The sequence below is a fragment of the Streptomyces angustmyceticus genome (assembly GCF_019933235.1).
GTDB lineage: Bacteria > Actinomycetota > Actinomycetes > Streptomycetales > Streptomycetaceae > Streptomyces > Streptomyces angustmyceticus.
Genome location: NZ_CP082945.1, coordinates 2,944,625 through 2,961,030, shown reverse-complemented (window position 1 = coordinate 2,961,030; position 16,406 = coordinate 2,944,625). Strand labels below are relative to the sequence as shown.

Below are 16,406 nucleotides of genomic sequence, written 5' to 3'. Positions count from 1 at the left end.
ACGTGCCCGTAGTCGTGTGGGTGCGGCGGGCCGCGCCGCAGTGGCGCGGCCCGCCTCTCGTCCCGGCCGTGGCCGGATCAGCTTCCCTTGCAGTACTGCCCCTCCTTGCCGATCGCCCGGTACGGGCAGTCGGCGATCTCCAGGAGGCGGAGGACCGCCTCGCGGTTGCGGGTGGTCTCCTTCGGGATCACCGAGTCCTTCGGGTAGAAGCCGCCGCCCAGGAAGGACGTCGGGTACATCTCGAAGGTGTACGCGAACACCTTCTGGTCGCCCCACAGCCAGTCGTCGATCGAGCCGTCGGTGATGTACAGGTCGCTGGACTGCTCGGGGGTGTAGCCGTTGGTGGTGGCCATGTCCTTGCCGATGGCGGCGAAGGCGTCGTGGTCGTCCCGGGTCATACCGGGGCCGGTGTCGTCGTCGGTGAAGCCGAAGGGCCACAGGACCAGTTCGCTGTAGGTGTGGAAGTCGATGGCGGCCTTGATCTGCTGTGTGCCGCCGACGATCCGGCTGCGGACGAACTTCGCGACGACCTGGACCTCGGGGGCGGAGGCGGGGGACGCGCCGCGGTAGGTCTCGGAGGAGGTGCTGGACGAAGAGCCGCCGCAGCAGCCCCACTTGAAGTCCCAGTTGCGGTTGAGGTCGGTGCCGATGTTGCGGGAGCCGGTGTTGGGCTGGCGGTTCTTGCGCCAGCTGCGGAACGAGCCGGAGGCGATGTCGTACGCGCCGCCGTCCGGGTTGAGGTCCGGGATGATCCAGACCTCACGGGAGTCGAGCAGCTTGGTGATGCGGGGGTCGCTCCCGTACTTCGAGGTGAACTCGTTCAGGAGGTAGAGGGCCATCTCGACGGTGAGGTGTTCCCTGGCGTGCTGGTGGGCGGTGAAGAGGACCTCGGGCTCCGCCTCGTCCTTGGTGACGTTCTTGCTGAGCTTGAGGGCGAGCAGGGCGCGGCCCTCCTGGGAGGTGCCGATGACCTGCTTGCTCAGGATGGCCGGGTACTTGGCGACGAGGGCGTCGATCTCCTTCGTGGCCTCGTCGTAGGTGTGGTACTTCGCGTAGCCGCTGGGGAAGTCCTTGACCGCGGCGCCGGCGGGTGCGGCGGGCGCGGTGGCCGGCGGGTCGGGCAATCTGCGCAGGGCGTAGCCGAGTTGGCGGACGGCGCGGGCCTGGGCGCGGTCCGCCGTGATGACGACCTTCCCGGCGTGGACCTCGTCGACGGTGGCGCCGGTCGCGGTGAGGGCGGTGCGCTGGGCGGGGGTGGCGGGGCCGGTGACCTCGTACTGATGGGGGAGTCGGGGGTGCGCCGTGGTGCCGGCGGCGGGCCCGGCCGCGGGGGCGGTCCGGTCCTGGGCGGCGGCGATCGGGGCGGCGAGGGCGAGGGAGAGGAGCGCGGCGAGGACGGTGGTCCGTCCGCCGCGGAGACGTGGTCGCATGCGGTCTCCTGTGGGGTGTGAGCGAAGCGACGGCGTCAGTGTTGGTGCGTTGGCATGACCGGGACAAGGCGTCGTACGGCCAGATACGGCGCCGCCGGGCGGGCGTCTCCGTAACGGACGGAACGGGCAACTTCCCATCGTTTCCGCCGGATTGATTGCCACCTCGGGCCGTGGCGCCAACAATGCGCACGACAAAGCCGCAGGCGCCCGAAGGCGCTTCGGCGACATAAAGCGGAGAGGACCCCCACATGAACAGACCTCTCGTCGGCGCCCTGGCCACGGCCGTGCTGGGAGCCGCAGCCCTGGCGGGCACCGTCGGAACGGCCCACGCGGCGCCGCAGCACGCGGCGCCGCAGGCACAGCGCCACCTCGCACCGCAGCACCCCTCGCAGCAGCGGACCAAGGCGGTGGACTTCGCCGGCACCGTCGCGCTGAGCAACTGCTCGGGCTCGGTCGTCCGGATGCCCACCTCGCAGCCGAACGACCCGGCCCTGGTGATGTCCAACGGCCACTGTCTGGAAAGCGGCATGCCGGACCCCGGCGAGGTCATCGTCGGCCAGCGGTCGAGCCGCAGCTTCACCCTCCTCGACAAGTCGGCCGGCCGGGCGGGCACGATCCGGGCCACCAAGGTCGCCTACGCCACGATGACCGACACCGACGTCACGCTCTACGAGACCTCCTCGACCTACGCCCAGATCGAGCAGAAGTACGGGATCAAGGCGCTGGAGCTGGCCACCGGCCACCCGGTCAAGGGCGCGGCGATCAGTGTGGTCTCCGGTTACTGGAAGAAGATCTACACCTGCAACATCGACGGCTTCGTGCCCACCCTCAAGGAAGGCGGCTGGACCTGGAAGGACTCGGTCCGCTACACCCCGCAGTGCAAGACGATCGGCGGCACCTCCGGATCGCCGGTGATCGACAACGCCACCGGCAAGGTGACGGCCATCAACAACACGGGCAACGAGGACGGCGAGAAGTGCACCGTCAACAACCCGTGCGAGGTCGACGAGAACGGCAACGTCACGGTGCACCAGGGCACCAACTACGCCGAGGAGACCTACGGGATACCCAAGTGCTTCGGCGCCGGCAACAAGCTGGACCTGAACGCGGCCGGGTGCACGCTGCCGAAGCCGGCGGCCACCCGCGGGTGACATGACGTGAGGCGCGACGCCGGGTCCCGCGCACGGGGTGCGCGGGACCCGGTGGTGTCGCGCGGGACCCGGCGGCATGGCGATATCTGCCTTGAATTCGCCGGTGGAACCGGGGCCGGCGGCCGGGTGCGGCGCGGAACCCGACCGTGCGGGGCCCGGTCGGTTCGGCGGCGGGAGGGCGAGGCCGCGGGCCGAGGCCGGTGACGCGGTGTTCCCGCGTCTGCCGTACCGCGTGGTGAGGCCCATGATCTGTCAAGAGTTGCGCCGGAAACGGACGTTCCGCTGAGCGTCGTACGGGCGGTATGCGCCATTTCCCTACCGGGTGATGGTCATGACGAGTAGCCCAGAACGTGTTCTCTGGGGCGTATCTCTGTGGATAAAGTGCTGAGCGTATGGCGCCTCTGGCGCAGAGCTGTGCCGATCCGCGGTCCCGGGGCCCCCGGCGGCCGGAGGGAGTGGGGGAGCGACGTGCCGACCGCGATTGCCGTCACCAGCCCGGACCTCGCGCTGCCCGCGACCGACCGGCAGACCCCGGCCGCCGTCGTCCTGCGGGCCCCGCAACTCCAGTCGCTGGACGACGCGCTGACGGAGACCAGTGCCGTCCTGGAGCACCACGGCCACCTCGTCGTGCTGTACTCCTCGGCCTGCCCGCCGGAACACGTCCGCCGCCTGCACACCCTGCGCGCCGTCCTGGAGAGCGACCGGATCGCCATCGTGCCGCTGCCCCTGCCCCCGCTGGGCGTGGCGCTGCTCGCCCGTCAGTTGCGGCAGTTGTCGCTGTGCGAATTCACCCCCGGCGTGCTGGCCAGCGCCGCCCGGCTGCTGTCCCACTACCTGCACACCGGCGCCCTGCTGGGCAGCGTCAGCGGCCTGGACCGCATCGAGGTCGACCTGCGGGCGCATGTGAAGTCGTGGCTGCCCGGGGCGCACTTCGCGGTCCTGGCGCACCCCGAGCCCCAACTGCAGCACCTGGACCGGCACAGCACCGAGGCCAAGCTGCCCGCGCCCGGCTTCGCCACCGAACTCGCGGTCGCCCGCGGCCAGCTCACCTCCGAGTGGGTGACCGGGGCGCTCGCCCCGGCCTGGCGGGTGCGGGGGGTGTTCGAGGCCCGGCTGCCGGACGAGTCCGCGCGGTGGTGGGGGACCCAGAAGCTCATCGAATTCGCGGCGGCCATACCGGATGTGGCCGTCCTGCGGCAGTTGGTGGCCTCGGTACGGCGTGCCGAGTGCGGCTGGTGCGGCCTGGAACTCCTCGGCGACCACTGCGCGTTCTGCCGGTCGCCGCTCGCGAGGGAACGGGCGGCGGGAGGTGGCGGCTCGGGCCAGGAGCCGGCAGCCATAGAAGGGCCCGAACACCGGACGGCGGCGGGCGGCGCGACGACGCAGGCCCTTGCCGCGGCGCCGATGCCTGCTCCTGCTCCTGTGCCTGCTCCTGCTCCTGTGCCGGCCCCGGCTCCACCAGCGGCATCGGCGTCGTCCCCGACTCCGGCTCCGCCCTCGGCCCCGGCTCCGCCCTCGGCGTCGGCCCCGGCATCCGCCCCCGCCCCGATCGTCGAGCCGCCGTCCCCCGCGACGCGCCCGGCCTCCGCTGCCGCCTCCGCTCCTCCGGCCTCCGCTCCTGCCCCCGCCCCGCCCCCCGGCGGTCCCGGGGGGCAGCCCGTCGCGCCCGCCCCGGTGCCGTCCGGGCCGCCCGTCTCGCCCTGGGACGAGCGCGGACTCTCGCCGGTGGCGCCGCCCGGTGTGGCCGGTGTGCTCGGTGTGCCAGGGGTGACGGACCTACGGGGTGACGGGCCCGGTGAACCGGGGCAGTGGGACGTGCGCGGGCCGGATCTCACGGCGGGCGGCGCGGGCGCGCCGCCGAACCCGTACGGGTCCGGGCGGCCCGTGCCGGGGAACCCCTACGCCTCCGACGTCCCCCGCGCCCCCGGCCACTGGGACCTGCCCGGCCACCCCGATTTCGCGGGTCCCCCGGAGCACCCCGGGTACCCGGACCTGTCCGGCCGGCCGGAAGTCCCCGGCACCCCGCGGACGGTGGCCCGCGTGCGCTGAGCCCACCCGGGCCGTCCGTGCCCCCGCCCCCCCGAACGCGCCCCCGGCGGCCGCCCCCGGCCGCCACCGCCCGGCGCCCGCCCGCCGGTTCGCCCGGTGCCGTCCGCCCGCGCCGCCCGTCCACCCCGCCCGCCCTCTCTCCCCGTCCCGATCGAGGTCCCTCCCCCATGAACTCACGCCAGCGCCGCGGAGTGATCCTGCTGCTCCTGTCGGTTCTCTGTGCGGTCGGCGCGTTCGTCGGCGTACTGTCGGTGATCAACAACGTCGAGTCCAAGGTCGGCCCCGAGACGACGGCGTACCGGCTGAAGACGGATGTCGCGGCCTATAAAGCGCTGGATCCCGGGCAGTTCGAGAAGGTGAAGATGCCCGAGCGGTGGCTGCCGCCCACCGCCGTGACCGACCTCGACAAGGTCAGCGGCAGGATCGCGGTGACCCCGCTGAAGAAGGGGTCGCTGCTGCAGGACGACATGATCGTCGAGCGGCCCGCGCTGAAGGCCGGGCAGCAGGAGATCGCCATCATGATCGACGCGGCCACCGGGGTGGCCGGCAAGATCAACCCCGGCGCCCGGGTGAACATCTACGCCACCTTCGAGGGCAAGCGCCCCGAGGACAAGCCGGTCTCCAAGGTCATCGTCTCCGGCGCCCAGGTGATCGACGTCGGCAAGCTGACGCCGCTGGAGGCCAAGGACCCCGGCGACACCACCGCGGGCCGCCCGGCCGGTGACGCCGTCCCGATCACCTTCGCGCTGGACACCCGGGACGCCCAACGGGTCGCGTACGCGGAGTCGTTCGCCTCGCACGTACGGCTCGCCCTGCTCGCGCCCGGCAGCGAGGCCACCGTCCCGCCCGGTCAGCGCACGTACACCCTCGACGGCGACAAGTGACCCGGAGGCCCAGGTGACCATCCGTATCCTCCCGGCGGTCGGCGACCCGGACGCCGCGCGCGCGGTGTCCTCGCTGCTCAACCAGCTGCCGGACGCCGATCCCGCACCCGCCGTCGCCGACTCCACGGCGCTGCTGAACGCGCTGGCCGGCGCCGCGGCGCAGGGGGCGGGCGCCTCCCCCGGGGGCGCCGCGCCCGCGGCCGGTCCGTCCGCCGTCGAGGCGCTGCCCGAGGTCGTGCTCGTCCACGAGCGGATCGGGCCGATGCCGGCGCTGGAGCTGATCCGCGAGGTGGCGCTGCGCTTCCCCGCCGTCGGCGTCGTCCTGATCACCATGGACGCCGGGCCCGCGCTGTTCTCCGCCGCGATGGACGCCGGCGCCCGCGGCATCGTCGGACTGCCGCTCGGCTACGACGAGCTGGCCGCCCGGGTGCAGGCCGCCGCCCAGTGGTCGGCGGGCGTACGGGTGCACCTGGGGGGCAGCCCGGAGACCGCCCCCGGCCCGGCGGGCACCCTGGTCACCGTGACCGGAGCCAAGGGCGGAGTCGGCACCACCGTCACCGCGGTGCAGCTCGCGCTGGCCGCCCGCGCCGCGGGCCGGAGCGTCGCCCTGGTGGACCTGGATCTGCAGTCCGGCGACGTGGCCTCCTACCTGGACGTCCAGTTCCGCCGCTCGATCGCCGACCTGGCGGGCATCGCGGACATCTCCGTACGGGTGCTCCAGGACGCGGTGCACGACCACCACACGGGGCTCGGGCTGCTGCTGGCACCCGAGGAGGGGGAGCGCGGCGAGGAGGTCGACGACCGGGCGGCCCGCCAGGTCATCGGCGCGCTGCGGGCCCGCTACGAAGTGGTGCTGGTCGACTGCGGCTCCCAGATGCAGTCCGCCAACGCCGCGGCCGTCGAACTCGCCGATGTGGCCCTGCTGGTGACCACCCCGGACGTGGTCGCCGTACGGGCCGCCAAGCGGCAGGTGCGGCTGTGGGACCGGCTGCAGATCCGCCAGGCGGAGGACACCACGACCGTGGTCAACCGCCTCACCCGCAATACCGAGATCCAGCCGCCGCTGGTCGCCAAGGCCACCGGCACCCAGGTCGCCAGGACCCATGTGCCGGCCGCCTTCAAGGAGCTCCAGCCCTGTGTCGACGCCGGCCGGATGCAGGACCTCGACGGCCGGTCGACGGTCCGTCAGGCGCTATGGTCGCTGGCGGGCGAGCTCGGCCTGGGCGAGTCGCCGGCCGTGCGGCGGGAGGGCCGGGGCAGCCACCGGGCGCGCCCGACGCTGACGGGGCGCAGGCGCAAGGCCATAACGCCGGGGGCGGCTCCCGGTTCGGGGACGGGTCAGGGTCCGGCTCCGGGGCCGGCCTCCGGGGGCGGGTCGGGGTCCGGCCTGCGGTTCGGCGCGCGGCGCGGCTCCGCGGCGGCGGCCGGCGGCCCGGGTCCGTTCGATCCGGCCGGTCCGTACGAGGAGGGCTGAGCGGTGCGGCGCCCACTGGGCGGCAACGACCGCGGGCAGGTCGCCGTGGAGTTCATGGGGATGCTCCCGCTGATCCTGGTGGTCCTCGCGCTGCTGTGGCAGCTGGTGCTGGTCGGCTACGCGTACGCGCTCGCCGCCCACGCCGCCGACCGCGGCGCGCGGGCCGGCACCGCGACGGAGGGCGGCGGCGCGGGCGCCTGCCGGTCCGCCGCCGAGCACGAACTGCCCGGCTCCTGGCGGGGCGGCGCCGGCATCGACTGCGGCGACGGAGGAGACGTGTGGAAGGCGACGGTCCGGATCGAGGTCCCGGTGCTCTTCCCCGGCGCGGGCAGCTTCCCGTGGAAGGTGCGGGGCTCGGCCGGCGCCGCCAAGGAGGACCTCCGGTGAGCGCCGTACGCCCGCCGGCCCGGCCCCGGTCCGTCGCTCACCGGCTCCGGCTCCCCGCCCGGCTGCGCGGTCACGGCCGCGACCGGGGCACGGTGTCCATCGAGTTCCTCGGCTTCCTGCCGCTCCTGCTGGTCGTCGGGCTGGCCGTGGTCCAGCTCGGGCTGGCGGCGTTCGCCGTGCAGCAGGCCGGTACGGGAGCGCGCGCCGCGGCCCGGACCGCCTCGATGGACGAGACCGACCACCCGCCCGACCCGGCCGCCGCCGGCCGGGCCGCGATGAGCGACTGGGTCGACGCGGGGATCAGCGTGGGCGGCGACGGCGGCGGCTCGGTCCGTGCGACGGTGCGGGTCACCATCCCCTCGATCGTCCCCGGCGTCGCCGACTTCGGCACCGCCTCCCGCAGCGCCACCATGCCCCGCCCGCAGGAACCCGCCGCCCTGGGCGGTGGCCCCGCCGCGGACACGTACGAAGGAGCACCCCCGCGATGAGCCTGAAAGCCCGGATCGTCGCACCCGAGCCGGCCGGCGAGGCGCGCCAGGACGGCAACATGGTCGCCGTCTACCGCGCCAAACTCCTGGAGGAGATCGACCTCGCCGAGATGTCCTCGCTGGCCGCGGCCGAACGCCGCGGCCGGCTGGAACGCGTCCTGGGCCACATCATCAGCCGCGAGGGCCCGGTCCTGTCCACCGCCGAACGCGCCCAGCTCATCCGCCGGGTGGTGGACGAAGCGCTCGGCCTCGGCGTGCTGGAACCGCTGCTGGAGGACGCCTCGATCACCGAGATCATGGTCAACGGCCCGGACCAGGTGTACGTCGAGCGGGCCGGCCGGGTCGAGCTGCTGCCGGTGCGCTTCGCCTCGCACGAGCAGCTGATGCAGACCATCGAGCGGATCGTCTCCACCGTCAACCGGCGGGTCGACGAGTCCAATCCGATGGTCGACGCCCGCCTGCCGTCCGGCGAACGCGTCAACGTCATCATCCCACCGCTCGCCCTGAACGGCGCCACCCTCACCATCCGCCGCTTCCCGCGCGCCTACACCCTCGCCGAACTCATCGGCATGGGCACGCTCGACGAGCAGATGCTGTTGCTGCTGGCGGGGCTGGTGCGGGCCAAGTTCAACGTGGTGGTCTCCGGTGCCACGGGCGCGGGCAAGACCACCCTCCTCAACGCGCTGTCCGGCCTGATCCCGGACGGCGAGCGGATCATCACCGTCGAGGACGCCGCCGAACTCCAGCTCCAGCAGAGCCATGTCATCCGGCTGGAGTCCCGGCCGCCCAACGTGGAGGGCAAGGGCCGGATCACCATCCGCGACCTGGTGCGCAACTCCCTGCGCATGCGCCCCGACCGCATCATCGTCGGCGAGGTGCGCGGCGGCGAGACCCTCGACATGCTCCAGGCCATGTCGACCGGCCACGACGGGTCGCTCGCCACCGTCCACGCCAACAGCGCCGAGGACGCCCTGATGCGGCTGCAGACCCTGGCCTCCATGTCGGACGTCAAGATCCCCTTCGAGGCGCTGCGGGACCAGATCAACAGCGCCGTCGACTGCATCGTCCAGCTCACCCGGCACGCCGACGGCTCCCGCCGGATCAGCGAGATCGCCATCCTCGACTCGCGCGGCCACGAGGACTACCGGATCGCGACGGTCTGCCGCTTCGACGCCGAACCGATGGGCGCCGACCGCATCGTGCACGGGCGCTTCCGCTACTTCCCGCTGCCGCGCCGGGTGGCCGAACGCCTCTTCATGGCGAGCGAGCCCACCCCGCCCGCCTTCGGCGTCGCCACCGACGACGCCCAACTCGCCACCCGGAAGGCCCTGTCATGACCGGCGGGAACGACCTCGCCCTGCTCGCCATCGGCGCTACCGTGCTGTGCGGGGTGCTCGCCATCGCCGGCGTACGGACGTACGCCGCGGGCCGCGCCCAGCGCCAGGCCGTCGTCGACCGCCTCGACGACGAGCGGCGGCTGCCGACCGACGGGCGCCGGCGCCGCTTCCCGTCCGTCGACCGCGCCCTGCGGGGCACCCGCTTCGGCCGCCGGCTCGAACTGCGGCTGGCCGCCACCGGCCTGGACGTCACCCCCGGCGAGTTCTTCGTCGCCATGCTCGGCGCGGTGCTCGCCCTGTGGCTGATCGCGCAGGCCGCCCTCGCCCCCTTCTTCGGCCCGATCGCGGGGCTGGTCGCCGTCTGGGCGGCGTTCGCCTTCCTCAACTGGCAGCGGCAGAAGCGCATCGAGCGGTTCATCAACCAGCTGCCCGAACTCTCCCGGATCCTCGCCAACGCCACCCAGGCCGGGCTCGCCCTGCGGACCGCGCTGGCCATGGCCGCCGAGGAACTGGAGGCACCGGCCGGCGAGGAACTGGCCAAGGTCTCCGACAAGCTCTCCGTCGGCCACTCCGTCGACGAGGCGCTCGGCGAGCTGGCCGAACGCCTCCCGTCCCGCGAACTGGTGGTGCTCGTCACCACCCTGGTGCTCTCCAACCGTGCCGGCGGCACCGTCGTCGGCTCGCTGCGCAACCTCACCACGACCCTGGAGGAGCGCAAGGAGACCCGCCGCGAGGTCCGCACCCAGCTCTCCCAGGTCGTGGTCACCGCCTATGTCGTCCCGCTGCTCGGCATCGGCACCCTGCTGCTGATGAACCGGATCGCCCCGGGCGCCATCGACCGGATGACCTCTTCCTTCCTCGGCCAGTTCGCGGTCGTCGCGGCCTTCGTCCTCTACGGGCTCGGGTTCTTCTTCATCCGCCGGCTGTCCAAGATCGACGTCTAGACACCGCCACCGGCACCGCTGTCGGTCTCCCCAGGGGAACAGGAATGGGAATCGGAATTCTGCTGGCCGCGGCCTTCGCCCTCTCGGTCGCCGGCATCTGCTGCGGTATCGCGCTCTACCGCCGCGAGGCCCGGCTGCCGCCCGACCTGGCGCTGTCCCTGGAGGTCGGCGCGACCCGCACCACGGTGGTCGGCTCGGCCGTCGACCGCACCGGCATGCGCTACGCGCCGCTGGTGCTGCGGCTGATGGGCGACAAGCGCACCGCCCGGGTCCGCCGGCGGATCGACCTGGCCGGCAACCCCGGCGGGCTGACCGTCGACCGGTACGCCGCCCGGCGCGCGGTCTACGGCGCCCTCGGGTTCGTCGGCGCGCTGGTGATGTTCCTGCGCGGACAGCCGCTGCTCGGCGTCGGGATGGTGCTCTTCGGCCTCTTCTGGACCGAGGTCGGCATCTGGGCCGCGATCCGCCAGCGCAAGGACACCATCGAGCGCACCCTTCCGGACTTCCTGGACGTCCTGGCGGTCGTGGTCAGCGCGGGCCTGAGCTTCCGTCAGGCGCTGGACCGGGTCGCGGAGAAGTACGAGGGGCCGTGGGCCGACGAACTCCGGATCACCCTGCGGCAGATGGACATGGGCGTCAGCCGCCGCGCGGCCTTCGAGGAACTGCGCAAACGCAACGACTCCGAACAGGTCGCCCAGTTCGTCACCGCCCTCCAGCAGGGCGAGGAACTCGGCTCGCCGATCGTCGAGACCCTGATCCAGATCGCCAACGACATGCGCCGCACCGACGCCCAGAACGCCCGGCGCCGCGCCGCCCGCGCGGTCCCCAAGGCCACCATGGTCGTCACCACCTTTATGGTTCCGGCCACGATGATCCTGCTCATCGCGGGGTTCTTCCTGGGCTCGGGCACCAACTTCGGCTCGCTGATGGGGAAGTGAACCGTGCCACACCGCCTTGCCCCCGCCCCGCCGCCGGCCGTCCGCCGCCGCCCGGCCGGGCGCGGGGCACCGGCGCCGGGGCTCCCCGGAGCGCCCCTTCGGCCGCCGGCCGCGCCGCCCGGGTCCGCGGCCGTCAACACGGCGTACGACCCTTGCGGGTGCACATCCCCGGGCGTTCGGGCCCCGGTGACGGCCGCGTTCGGCACCGGTGGCCCGCGCCCGGCCGGATGCGGACGCCGCACCGCTCGCTTCCCGACAACTCCTTCGCACGAGCAACGAGTTGTGTCACAGTGGGTGGGCGGACGGTTTCGCTCGCACTATGGTGCGGACGGGCCGTCCGGTCCACATGGGCAGGGGTGCGGGGCATGGTTCCGAAGGGGGAACGGGGGTGGGTGGGGTGCGACTGAGTGGCCGAAATGCGCCGTTGTGCCCGCCGTATGTGATCCGAAATGAGGATTGGGTAAGGAATCCCTGTTCCGGGCACGCTGTTCCGGCGTACTTTTCTCGTGTCGTGAGCGCGGTCGACCGCGCCGGCATCACGGGGGCAGACCAGCCGGACCAGAGCGGTACGGCCGCCCATGGAGGGGAACACGATGGCGAAGCGTATTTTGGGGAACGACCGGGGACAGACCTCGATCGAGTACCTCGGCATCATCGCGGTGGTCGTGGCGATCGTCCTGGTCCTGTCGACCACGGACTTCGGCAGTCAGATCGCCAACGCCATCGCCAACAAGATCTCCGACGTCGTCGGCATTTAGGCCCCGCCGCTGCCGTCGCGCCCGTGCCGGCCACCGACGTGCGCCGCCGGCGCGACGCCGGACAGGCCTTTCCGCTCTACATCGTGGCGGTCGGGGGCCTGCTCTTCCTCGCGCTCGCCTTCTTCGCCGTCGGGCAGGCCGCGGCCAGCCGCAACGGCGCCCAGACCGCCGCCGACGCGGCCGCGCTCGCCGCCGGCCAGAAGTACCGCGACCTGCTGACCGAGGACCTGCTCGACGGCCTCCGCGACGGCAGTTACGAGAGCAACCCGGCCGCCTGGAAGGACCTGCTCGACGCCCGCGGTGCGCAGTCCGCTCCGGCCTGCGCCAGCGCGGGCTGGTTCGCCGGCCGCAACGACGCCCGGCTCTCCGGCTCCGGTTCCGGCTGCCTCCCGGGCTCCTGGCCCACCTCGTTCGCCGTCCAGGTCACCACCCTGAAACCGGTGGGCAATTCGGTCATCCCGAAGACGAGCAGCACCCATGCCGAGGCCGGGGCGAAGTCCGTCGTCGCGCCCCGCTGCACCCTCGACCCCGCCGAGGACGGCCCGGACGCACCGGACGGCAAGGACGACGGAGGCGGCAAGGGCGGCAAGGACGGCAAGGGCAAGGACGACGCCGCGCCCCTCGACCTCACCTGCGACACAAAGCACTGGAAGCTCGACCCCGACGACCTCCGCGACCTCCCCGGCGCCGCCGACCTCTTCTCCGTACGCCTCGCCCGATGACCGGCCGCCCCCGCACCCCGACCCGCACACCGAGACGACCAGACGACGATCAAAGGAATCGCATCCAATGAGCATTCGGCGCACCACGAAGGCCGCCAGGGGCGCGGTCGCCATGGCGAGCGCTGTCGGCCTGGCTCTGGTCGTGGCCGGCTGTGGTGGTGGCGGCGGAGCGAAGGGGACGGACGGCGACAAGCCCCCGGCCCGCAGCACCGCCCCCAAGGACAGCGGCCCCGGCAGCCCGGCGGCCGATTCCGACAAGGTGATCGGCGAGATGAAGGGGCCGGACGGCGTGGTGGTCACCCTGCACTCCGTCGTCCGCGACTCCGGCGGCTTCGTGACCGTCAATGGCACGGTGGCCAACCACGGCAACCGCGCCTTCAACGCCATCGACTGGCGCTCCAACGAGACCGAGCTGCGGTCCCGTTCGTCCATCTCCGGGGCCACCCTCGTCGACAAGGCCGGCAAGAAGCGGTATCTGGTGCTGCGGGACACCAACGGCGAATGCCTGTGCACGACCGGCCTCAGCGGTCTGATGCCGGGGGCCAGCCGCCCGATCTTCGCGCAGTTCCCGGCGCCGCCCGCCAAGGTGACCCAGGTCGACTTCCAACTGCCGACCATGCCCCCCGCCAGCGTGCAGATCACGGACTGAGCGGGCACCGATGACCGCGAACCGGATGCCCCGAGAAGCCCGTACGCGCCGAGCGCCCCGCACGGCCGTCACCGCCGCCGTCGCCCTGCTGCTGACCGCGGCGCTGACGGTCCCCACCGCCCACGCCGACCCGCCGGGCCTGACCGAGGACTCCAGCCCCCCGGTCCGCATCGACCCCGACGACCCCGACCTGCGGATGGTGCAGGGCGCCAAGCTCGCCCCCTCCAAGGTCCTCAACATCAAGTCCATCGTCGAGACCGACGACGGCTCCGAGCGCCGCCAGGACACCAACGACAACGTGACCTTCTCGCTCCAGGCGGAGGTCCTCTTCGGCAAGGACAGCGCGAAGCTGTCGTCGGACGCGCTGTCGCGGATCGGCACCATCGCCGCGGAGATCAAGAAGCAGAACGCCACCCGCCTGCGGGTCTTCGGCTTCACCGACAACCTCGGCTCGGCGAGCCACGGTCTGGTCCTGTCCAAGAAGCGGGCCAGTGCCGTCCAGGAGGAACTGGCCAAGGACCTCGGCTCGTCCGTCAGCTTCCAGATCCGCGGCTACGGCGAGCAGTACCCGATCGCCGACAACGCCACCGAGGCCGGCCGCAGGAAGAACCGCCGGGTCGAGGTCAGCTTCCCGCGCGCCTCGTGACCGGGCCCGGCCGCCGGCCCGCGACCGCCCGCCGGTCAGCGGACGGGCTCGACCCCGAGCCGGACGCCCGGACGAACACCCCAGCACGCCATCGCACCCGCCTCCGCCTCCAGCACATGCCGGGCGCGGAGGCGGGGCAGCCCCAGCCGGCCCGGCCGCATGGTGCGCACGGCGAGCACGGTGAAGTCCCGGCTCAGATAGGCGACATCGATCGCGAACCGCATCCCGACGGTGTGCACACTCCCCGCCGGGGTCAGCAGCAGCGCCCCCTCGATGCCGTCACGGCCCAGCAGTCCGCGGGTACGGGCCCGGTAGGACGCCGCGATCTCCACCGGAACGCGGGCCGGTACGCCGCGCAGCACCCCCGGACCGTTCTCCCAACGCGCCATGCACAGCGTTCTATCAGCTCCCGCGCGCCCGGAACCCGCCGCGGCCCGGGACCCTGGCTCTAGGGTCGGCATGTGTCCGTGATGCTGATGATTCTCGCCGCCGTCTACGGGGCCGCGGCCGGGCTGCTGCTGCCGCGGCCCGCCCACCGGATGGCCGTCGGGCCCGAGGAGGAGTGGCGCGCGGTCTGCCCCGGCGGGCACGCGATCACGGGCGTGGCACGGGGCTGGCTGGGGCGCGGGCACTGCCCGCACTGCGGGGCGTACGGGCCGGGAGCGCTGCCGACGGCGGCGGCCACCGCACTGGCCTGCGCTGCCCTGGCGGCGGCCACCGGGCCCCGGCCGGAACTCGCCGCCTGGCTGGTGCTGACCCCGCTCGCGGTGCTGCTGGTCACCGTCGACTGGCGGGTGCGCCGCCTCCCGGACGAGCTGACCGTGCCGCTCGCCGTGCTGGGGGCGCTGCTGCTGGGGCTCGCCGGCTGGCTCACGGGGGAGGGCGGGGCATGGCGGCGGGCCCTGCTGGGCGGCCTGGTCCTCGGCGGCTGCTATCTCCTGCTCCATCTCGTCAACCCGGCCGGGCTCGGGATGGGCGACGTCAAGCTGGCGGTCGGGCTGGGGGTCGCCCTCGGGTGGTACGGCTGGCGCACCCTGGTCACCGGCGGGGCGGCCGGGGTGCTGGCCGGTGCGCTCTACGGCGCGGGACTGCTGCTCCTTGGGCGCGGCGCACGGGACACGGCGATGCCGCTGGGGCCCTTCATGATCCTCGGCGCGTTCTGCGGGCTGCTTCTGGGAGCCGCCGCGGCCGCCTGAGGCGCGGGCCCCCGCCCCGAACCGGAAGGATTCCCTCCGCCGGCCCCGCCCCCGCTCGCCGGGCCTTGCCTGACCCGGATGCCACGCCGCCGCGCGCCGGTGCACGAACCATCCCTCCCGCGGGGTTATGGTGGAAACCCCCCCTCGGGCCGGTCCGTATCCCCCCCACGGACCGGCCCGCTTTTTTGTGCCGGTCCGCGGGACCTGGGGAGGAGCGCCTAGCGCCGCGCCCAGATGTTCACGCCGTCCGTCGTCTTCGCGTACGCGTCGATCTCCGCCAGTTCGGCGTCCGTGAGCGCGGGGGCGTCGAGGGCGGCGATATTGGCCTCCAACTGGGCGACGCTGCTGGCGCCGATCAGGGCGGAGGTCATCCGGTCGTCGCGCAGCACCCAGCGCAGCGCGAGCTGGGCCAGCGACTGGCCGCGCCGGGCCGCGATGTCGTTGAGGCCGCGCAGACGGCGGACGACCTCGTCGGACAGCAGGCCCGGGTCCAGGGACTTGCCCTGGGAGGCCCGCGAGCCCTCGGGGATGCCGTGCAGGTACTTGTCCGTGAGCATGCCCTGCGCGAGTGGCGCGAAAGAGATGCAGCCCATGCCCTCGGCCTCGAGGGTGTCCAGCAGCAGATCGTCCTCGGTCCAGCGGTTGATCATCGAGTACGAGGGCTGGTGGATCAGGGCGGGCACCCCCATTCCGCGCAGAATTCCGGCGGCCTCGCGGGTCTGCTCGGCGTTGTAGGAGGAAACCCCGACATACAGGGCCTTGCCCTGCTGGACGGCGGACGCCAGCGCGCCCATCGTCTCCTCCAGCGGGGTGTCCGGATCGAAGCGGTGCGAGTAGAAGATATCGACGTAATCGACACCCATCCGCTTCAGTGAGGCATCCAGCGACGAGAGGAGATATTTCCGCGAACCCCATTCGCCGTAGGGGCCCGGGTGCATCAGATATCCGGCCTTCGTCGACAGAATCATCTCGTCGCGGTAGCCGCGGAAGTCCTGCGCGAAGATCTTTCCGAAGTTCAGCTCGGCGGACCCGGGGGGCGGTCCGTAGTTGTTGGCCAGATCGAAGTGGGTCACACCCAGATCGAAGGCGCGGCGCAGGATGTCCCGCTGGGAGCTCAGGGTGCGGTCATCCCCGAAGTTGTGCCAGAGTCCAAGGGAGATAGCGGGGAGTTTGAGTCCGCTGCGACCCGTCCTCCGGTACTTCATCGAGTCGTAGCGGGAATCCGCTGCGCGGTAGTCGGTGCCAGTCATGCTCATCTCCCTATCACGTACTTGTGACCTACCTGATTGGGCTGTCGAGACAGCCGAGAAGTAAAGTTGCCCACTTGAGGCGACGGGGCGACCGCCACTGGCA

The 16,406-nt window shown here is 72.8% G+C and carries 17 protein-coding genes; 14 read left to right on the top strand and 3 right to left on the bottom strand.

Features of this window, described 5'->3' with window-relative positions:
• Positions 1-77: 77 nt before the first annotated feature.
• Positions 78-1,430 (bottom strand): M14 family metallopeptidase, encoded by a 1,353-nt coding sequence (locus K7396_RS13310; protein ID WP_152104543.1) that lies wholly within the window; start codon positions 1,428-1,430, stop codon positions 78-80.
• Positions 1,431-1,678: 248 nt separating this feature from the next.
• Between K7396_RS13310 and K7396_RS13305 the strand changes: the two genes are divergently transcribed.
• The 13 genes from K7396_RS13305 to K7396_RS13245 all read left to right on the top strand — a co-directional run bounded on the left by K7396_RS13305 (position 1,679) and on the right by K7396_RS13245 (position 13,857).
• Positions 1,679-2,581 carry a S1 family peptidase gene (locus K7396_RS13305; protein WP_086718340.1) on the top strand — a complete coding sequence of 301 codons (903 nt, stop codon included), beginning with the start codon at positions 1,679-1,681 and terminating at the stop codon, positions 2,579-2,581.
• A gap of 468 nt (positions 2,582-3,049) precedes the next feature.
• Positions 3,050-4,630: a hypothetical protein gene (locus tag K7396_RS13300; RefSeq protein WP_152104544.1), complete on the top strand. Its 1,581-nt coding sequence runs from the start codon at positions 3,050-3,052 to the stop codon at positions 4,628-4,630.
• A 167-nt stretch (positions 4,631-4,797) separates the two neighbouring features.
• Entirely contained in the window at positions 4,798-5,514 is a 717-nt protein-coding gene (gene cpaB, locus K7396_RS13295) for a Flp pilus assembly protein CpaB (RefSeq protein ID WP_174886903.1), read from the top strand.
• Between the two features lie 13 nt (positions 5,515-5,527).
• Positions 5,528-6,988: an AAA family ATPase gene (locus tag K7396_RS13290; protein ID WP_152104545.1), complete on the top strand. Its 1,461-nt coding sequence runs from the start codon at positions 5,528-5,530 to the stop codon at positions 6,986-6,988.
• A 3-nt stretch (positions 6,989-6,991) separates the two neighbouring features.
• Complete coding sequence (locus tag K7396_RS13285) at positions 6,992-7,375, top strand: TadE/TadG family type IV pilus assembly protein (RefSeq protein ID WP_086721508.1); 384 nt, start codon at positions 6,992-6,994, stop codon at positions 7,373-7,375.
• Complete coding sequence (locus K7396_RS13280; protein WP_086721509.1) at positions 7,372-7,863, top strand: TadE/TadG family type IV pilus assembly protein; 492 nt, start codon at positions 7,372-7,374, stop codon at positions 7,861-7,863. The genes K7396_RS13285 and K7396_RS13280 overlap by 4 nt, the downstream gene beginning before the upstream one ends.
• Positions 7,860-9,200 carry a CpaF family protein gene (locus K7396_RS13275; protein ID WP_086721510.1) on the top strand — a complete coding sequence of 447 codons (1,341 nt, stop codon included), beginning with the start codon at positions 7,860-7,862 and terminating at the stop codon, positions 9,198-9,200. The genes K7396_RS13280 and K7396_RS13275 overlap by 4 nt, the downstream gene beginning before the upstream one ends.
• On the top strand, positions 9,197-10,144 hold the full coding sequence (locus K7396_RS13270; protein ID WP_086721511.1) for a type II secretion system F family protein: 948 nt from the start codon (positions 9,197-9,199) through the stop codon (positions 10,142-10,144). Before K7396_RS13275 ends, K7396_RS13270 begins: the two co-directional genes overlap by 4 nt.
• A 44-nt stretch (positions 10,145-10,188) precedes the next feature.
• Entirely contained in the window at positions 10,189-11,082 is an 894-nt protein-coding gene (locus tag K7396_RS13265; RefSeq protein WP_086721512.1) for a DUF5936 domain-containing protein, read from the top strand.
• A 593-nt stretch (positions 11,083-11,675) separates the two neighbouring features.
• Positions 11,676-11,840 (top strand): membrane protein, encoded by a 165-nt coding sequence (locus K7396_RS13260; RefSeq protein ID WP_018089307.1) that lies wholly within the window; start codon positions 11,676-11,678, stop codon positions 11,838-11,840.
• Positions 11,841-11,863: 23 nt separating this feature from the next.
• Complete coding sequence (locus K7396_RS13255; protein ID WP_152104546.1) at positions 11,864-12,562, top strand: pilus assembly protein TadG-related protein; 699 nt, start codon at positions 11,864-11,866, stop codon at positions 12,560-12,562.
• A 67-nt stretch (positions 12,563-12,629) separates the two neighbouring features.
• Positions 12,630-13,211, top strand: a complete 582-nt coding sequence (locus K7396_RS13250; RefSeq protein WP_086721980.1) for a hypothetical protein — start codon at positions 12,630-12,632, stop codon at positions 13,209-13,211.
• Positions 13,212-13,221: 10 nt separating this feature from the next.
• On the top strand, positions 13,222-13,857 hold the full coding sequence (locus K7396_RS13245; protein ID WP_086721981.1) for an OmpA family protein: 636 nt from the start codon (positions 13,222-13,224) through the stop codon (positions 13,855-13,857).
• A gap of 35 nt (positions 13,858-13,892) precedes the next feature.
• On the opposite strand, the gene K7396_RS13240 is transcribed toward K7396_RS13245, so the two are convergent.
• Positions 13,893-14,246 (bottom strand): DUF192 domain-containing protein, encoded by a 354-nt coding sequence (locus K7396_RS13240; protein ID WP_086721982.1) that lies wholly within the window; start codon positions 14,244-14,246, stop codon positions 13,893-13,895.
• Between the two features lie 81 nt (positions 14,247-14,327).
• On the opposite strand from K7396_RS13240, the gene K7396_RS13235 reads away from it, so the two are divergent.
• Entirely contained in the window at positions 14,328-15,053 is a 726-nt protein-coding gene (locus K7396_RS13235) for a prepilin peptidase (RefSeq protein WP_373866918.1), read from the top strand.
• A 218-nt stretch (positions 15,054-15,271) separates the two neighbouring features.
• Here K7396_RS13235 and mgrA read toward each other — a convergent pair whose 3' ends face one another.
• Positions 15,272-16,303 carry an L-glyceraldehyde 3-phosphate reductase gene (gene mgrA, locus K7396_RS13230; protein ID WP_086721475.1) on the bottom strand — a complete coding sequence of 344 codons (1,032 nt, stop codon included), beginning with the start codon at positions 16,301-16,303 and terminating at the stop codon, positions 15,272-15,274.
• Positions 16,304-16,406 lie beyond the last annotated feature (103 nt).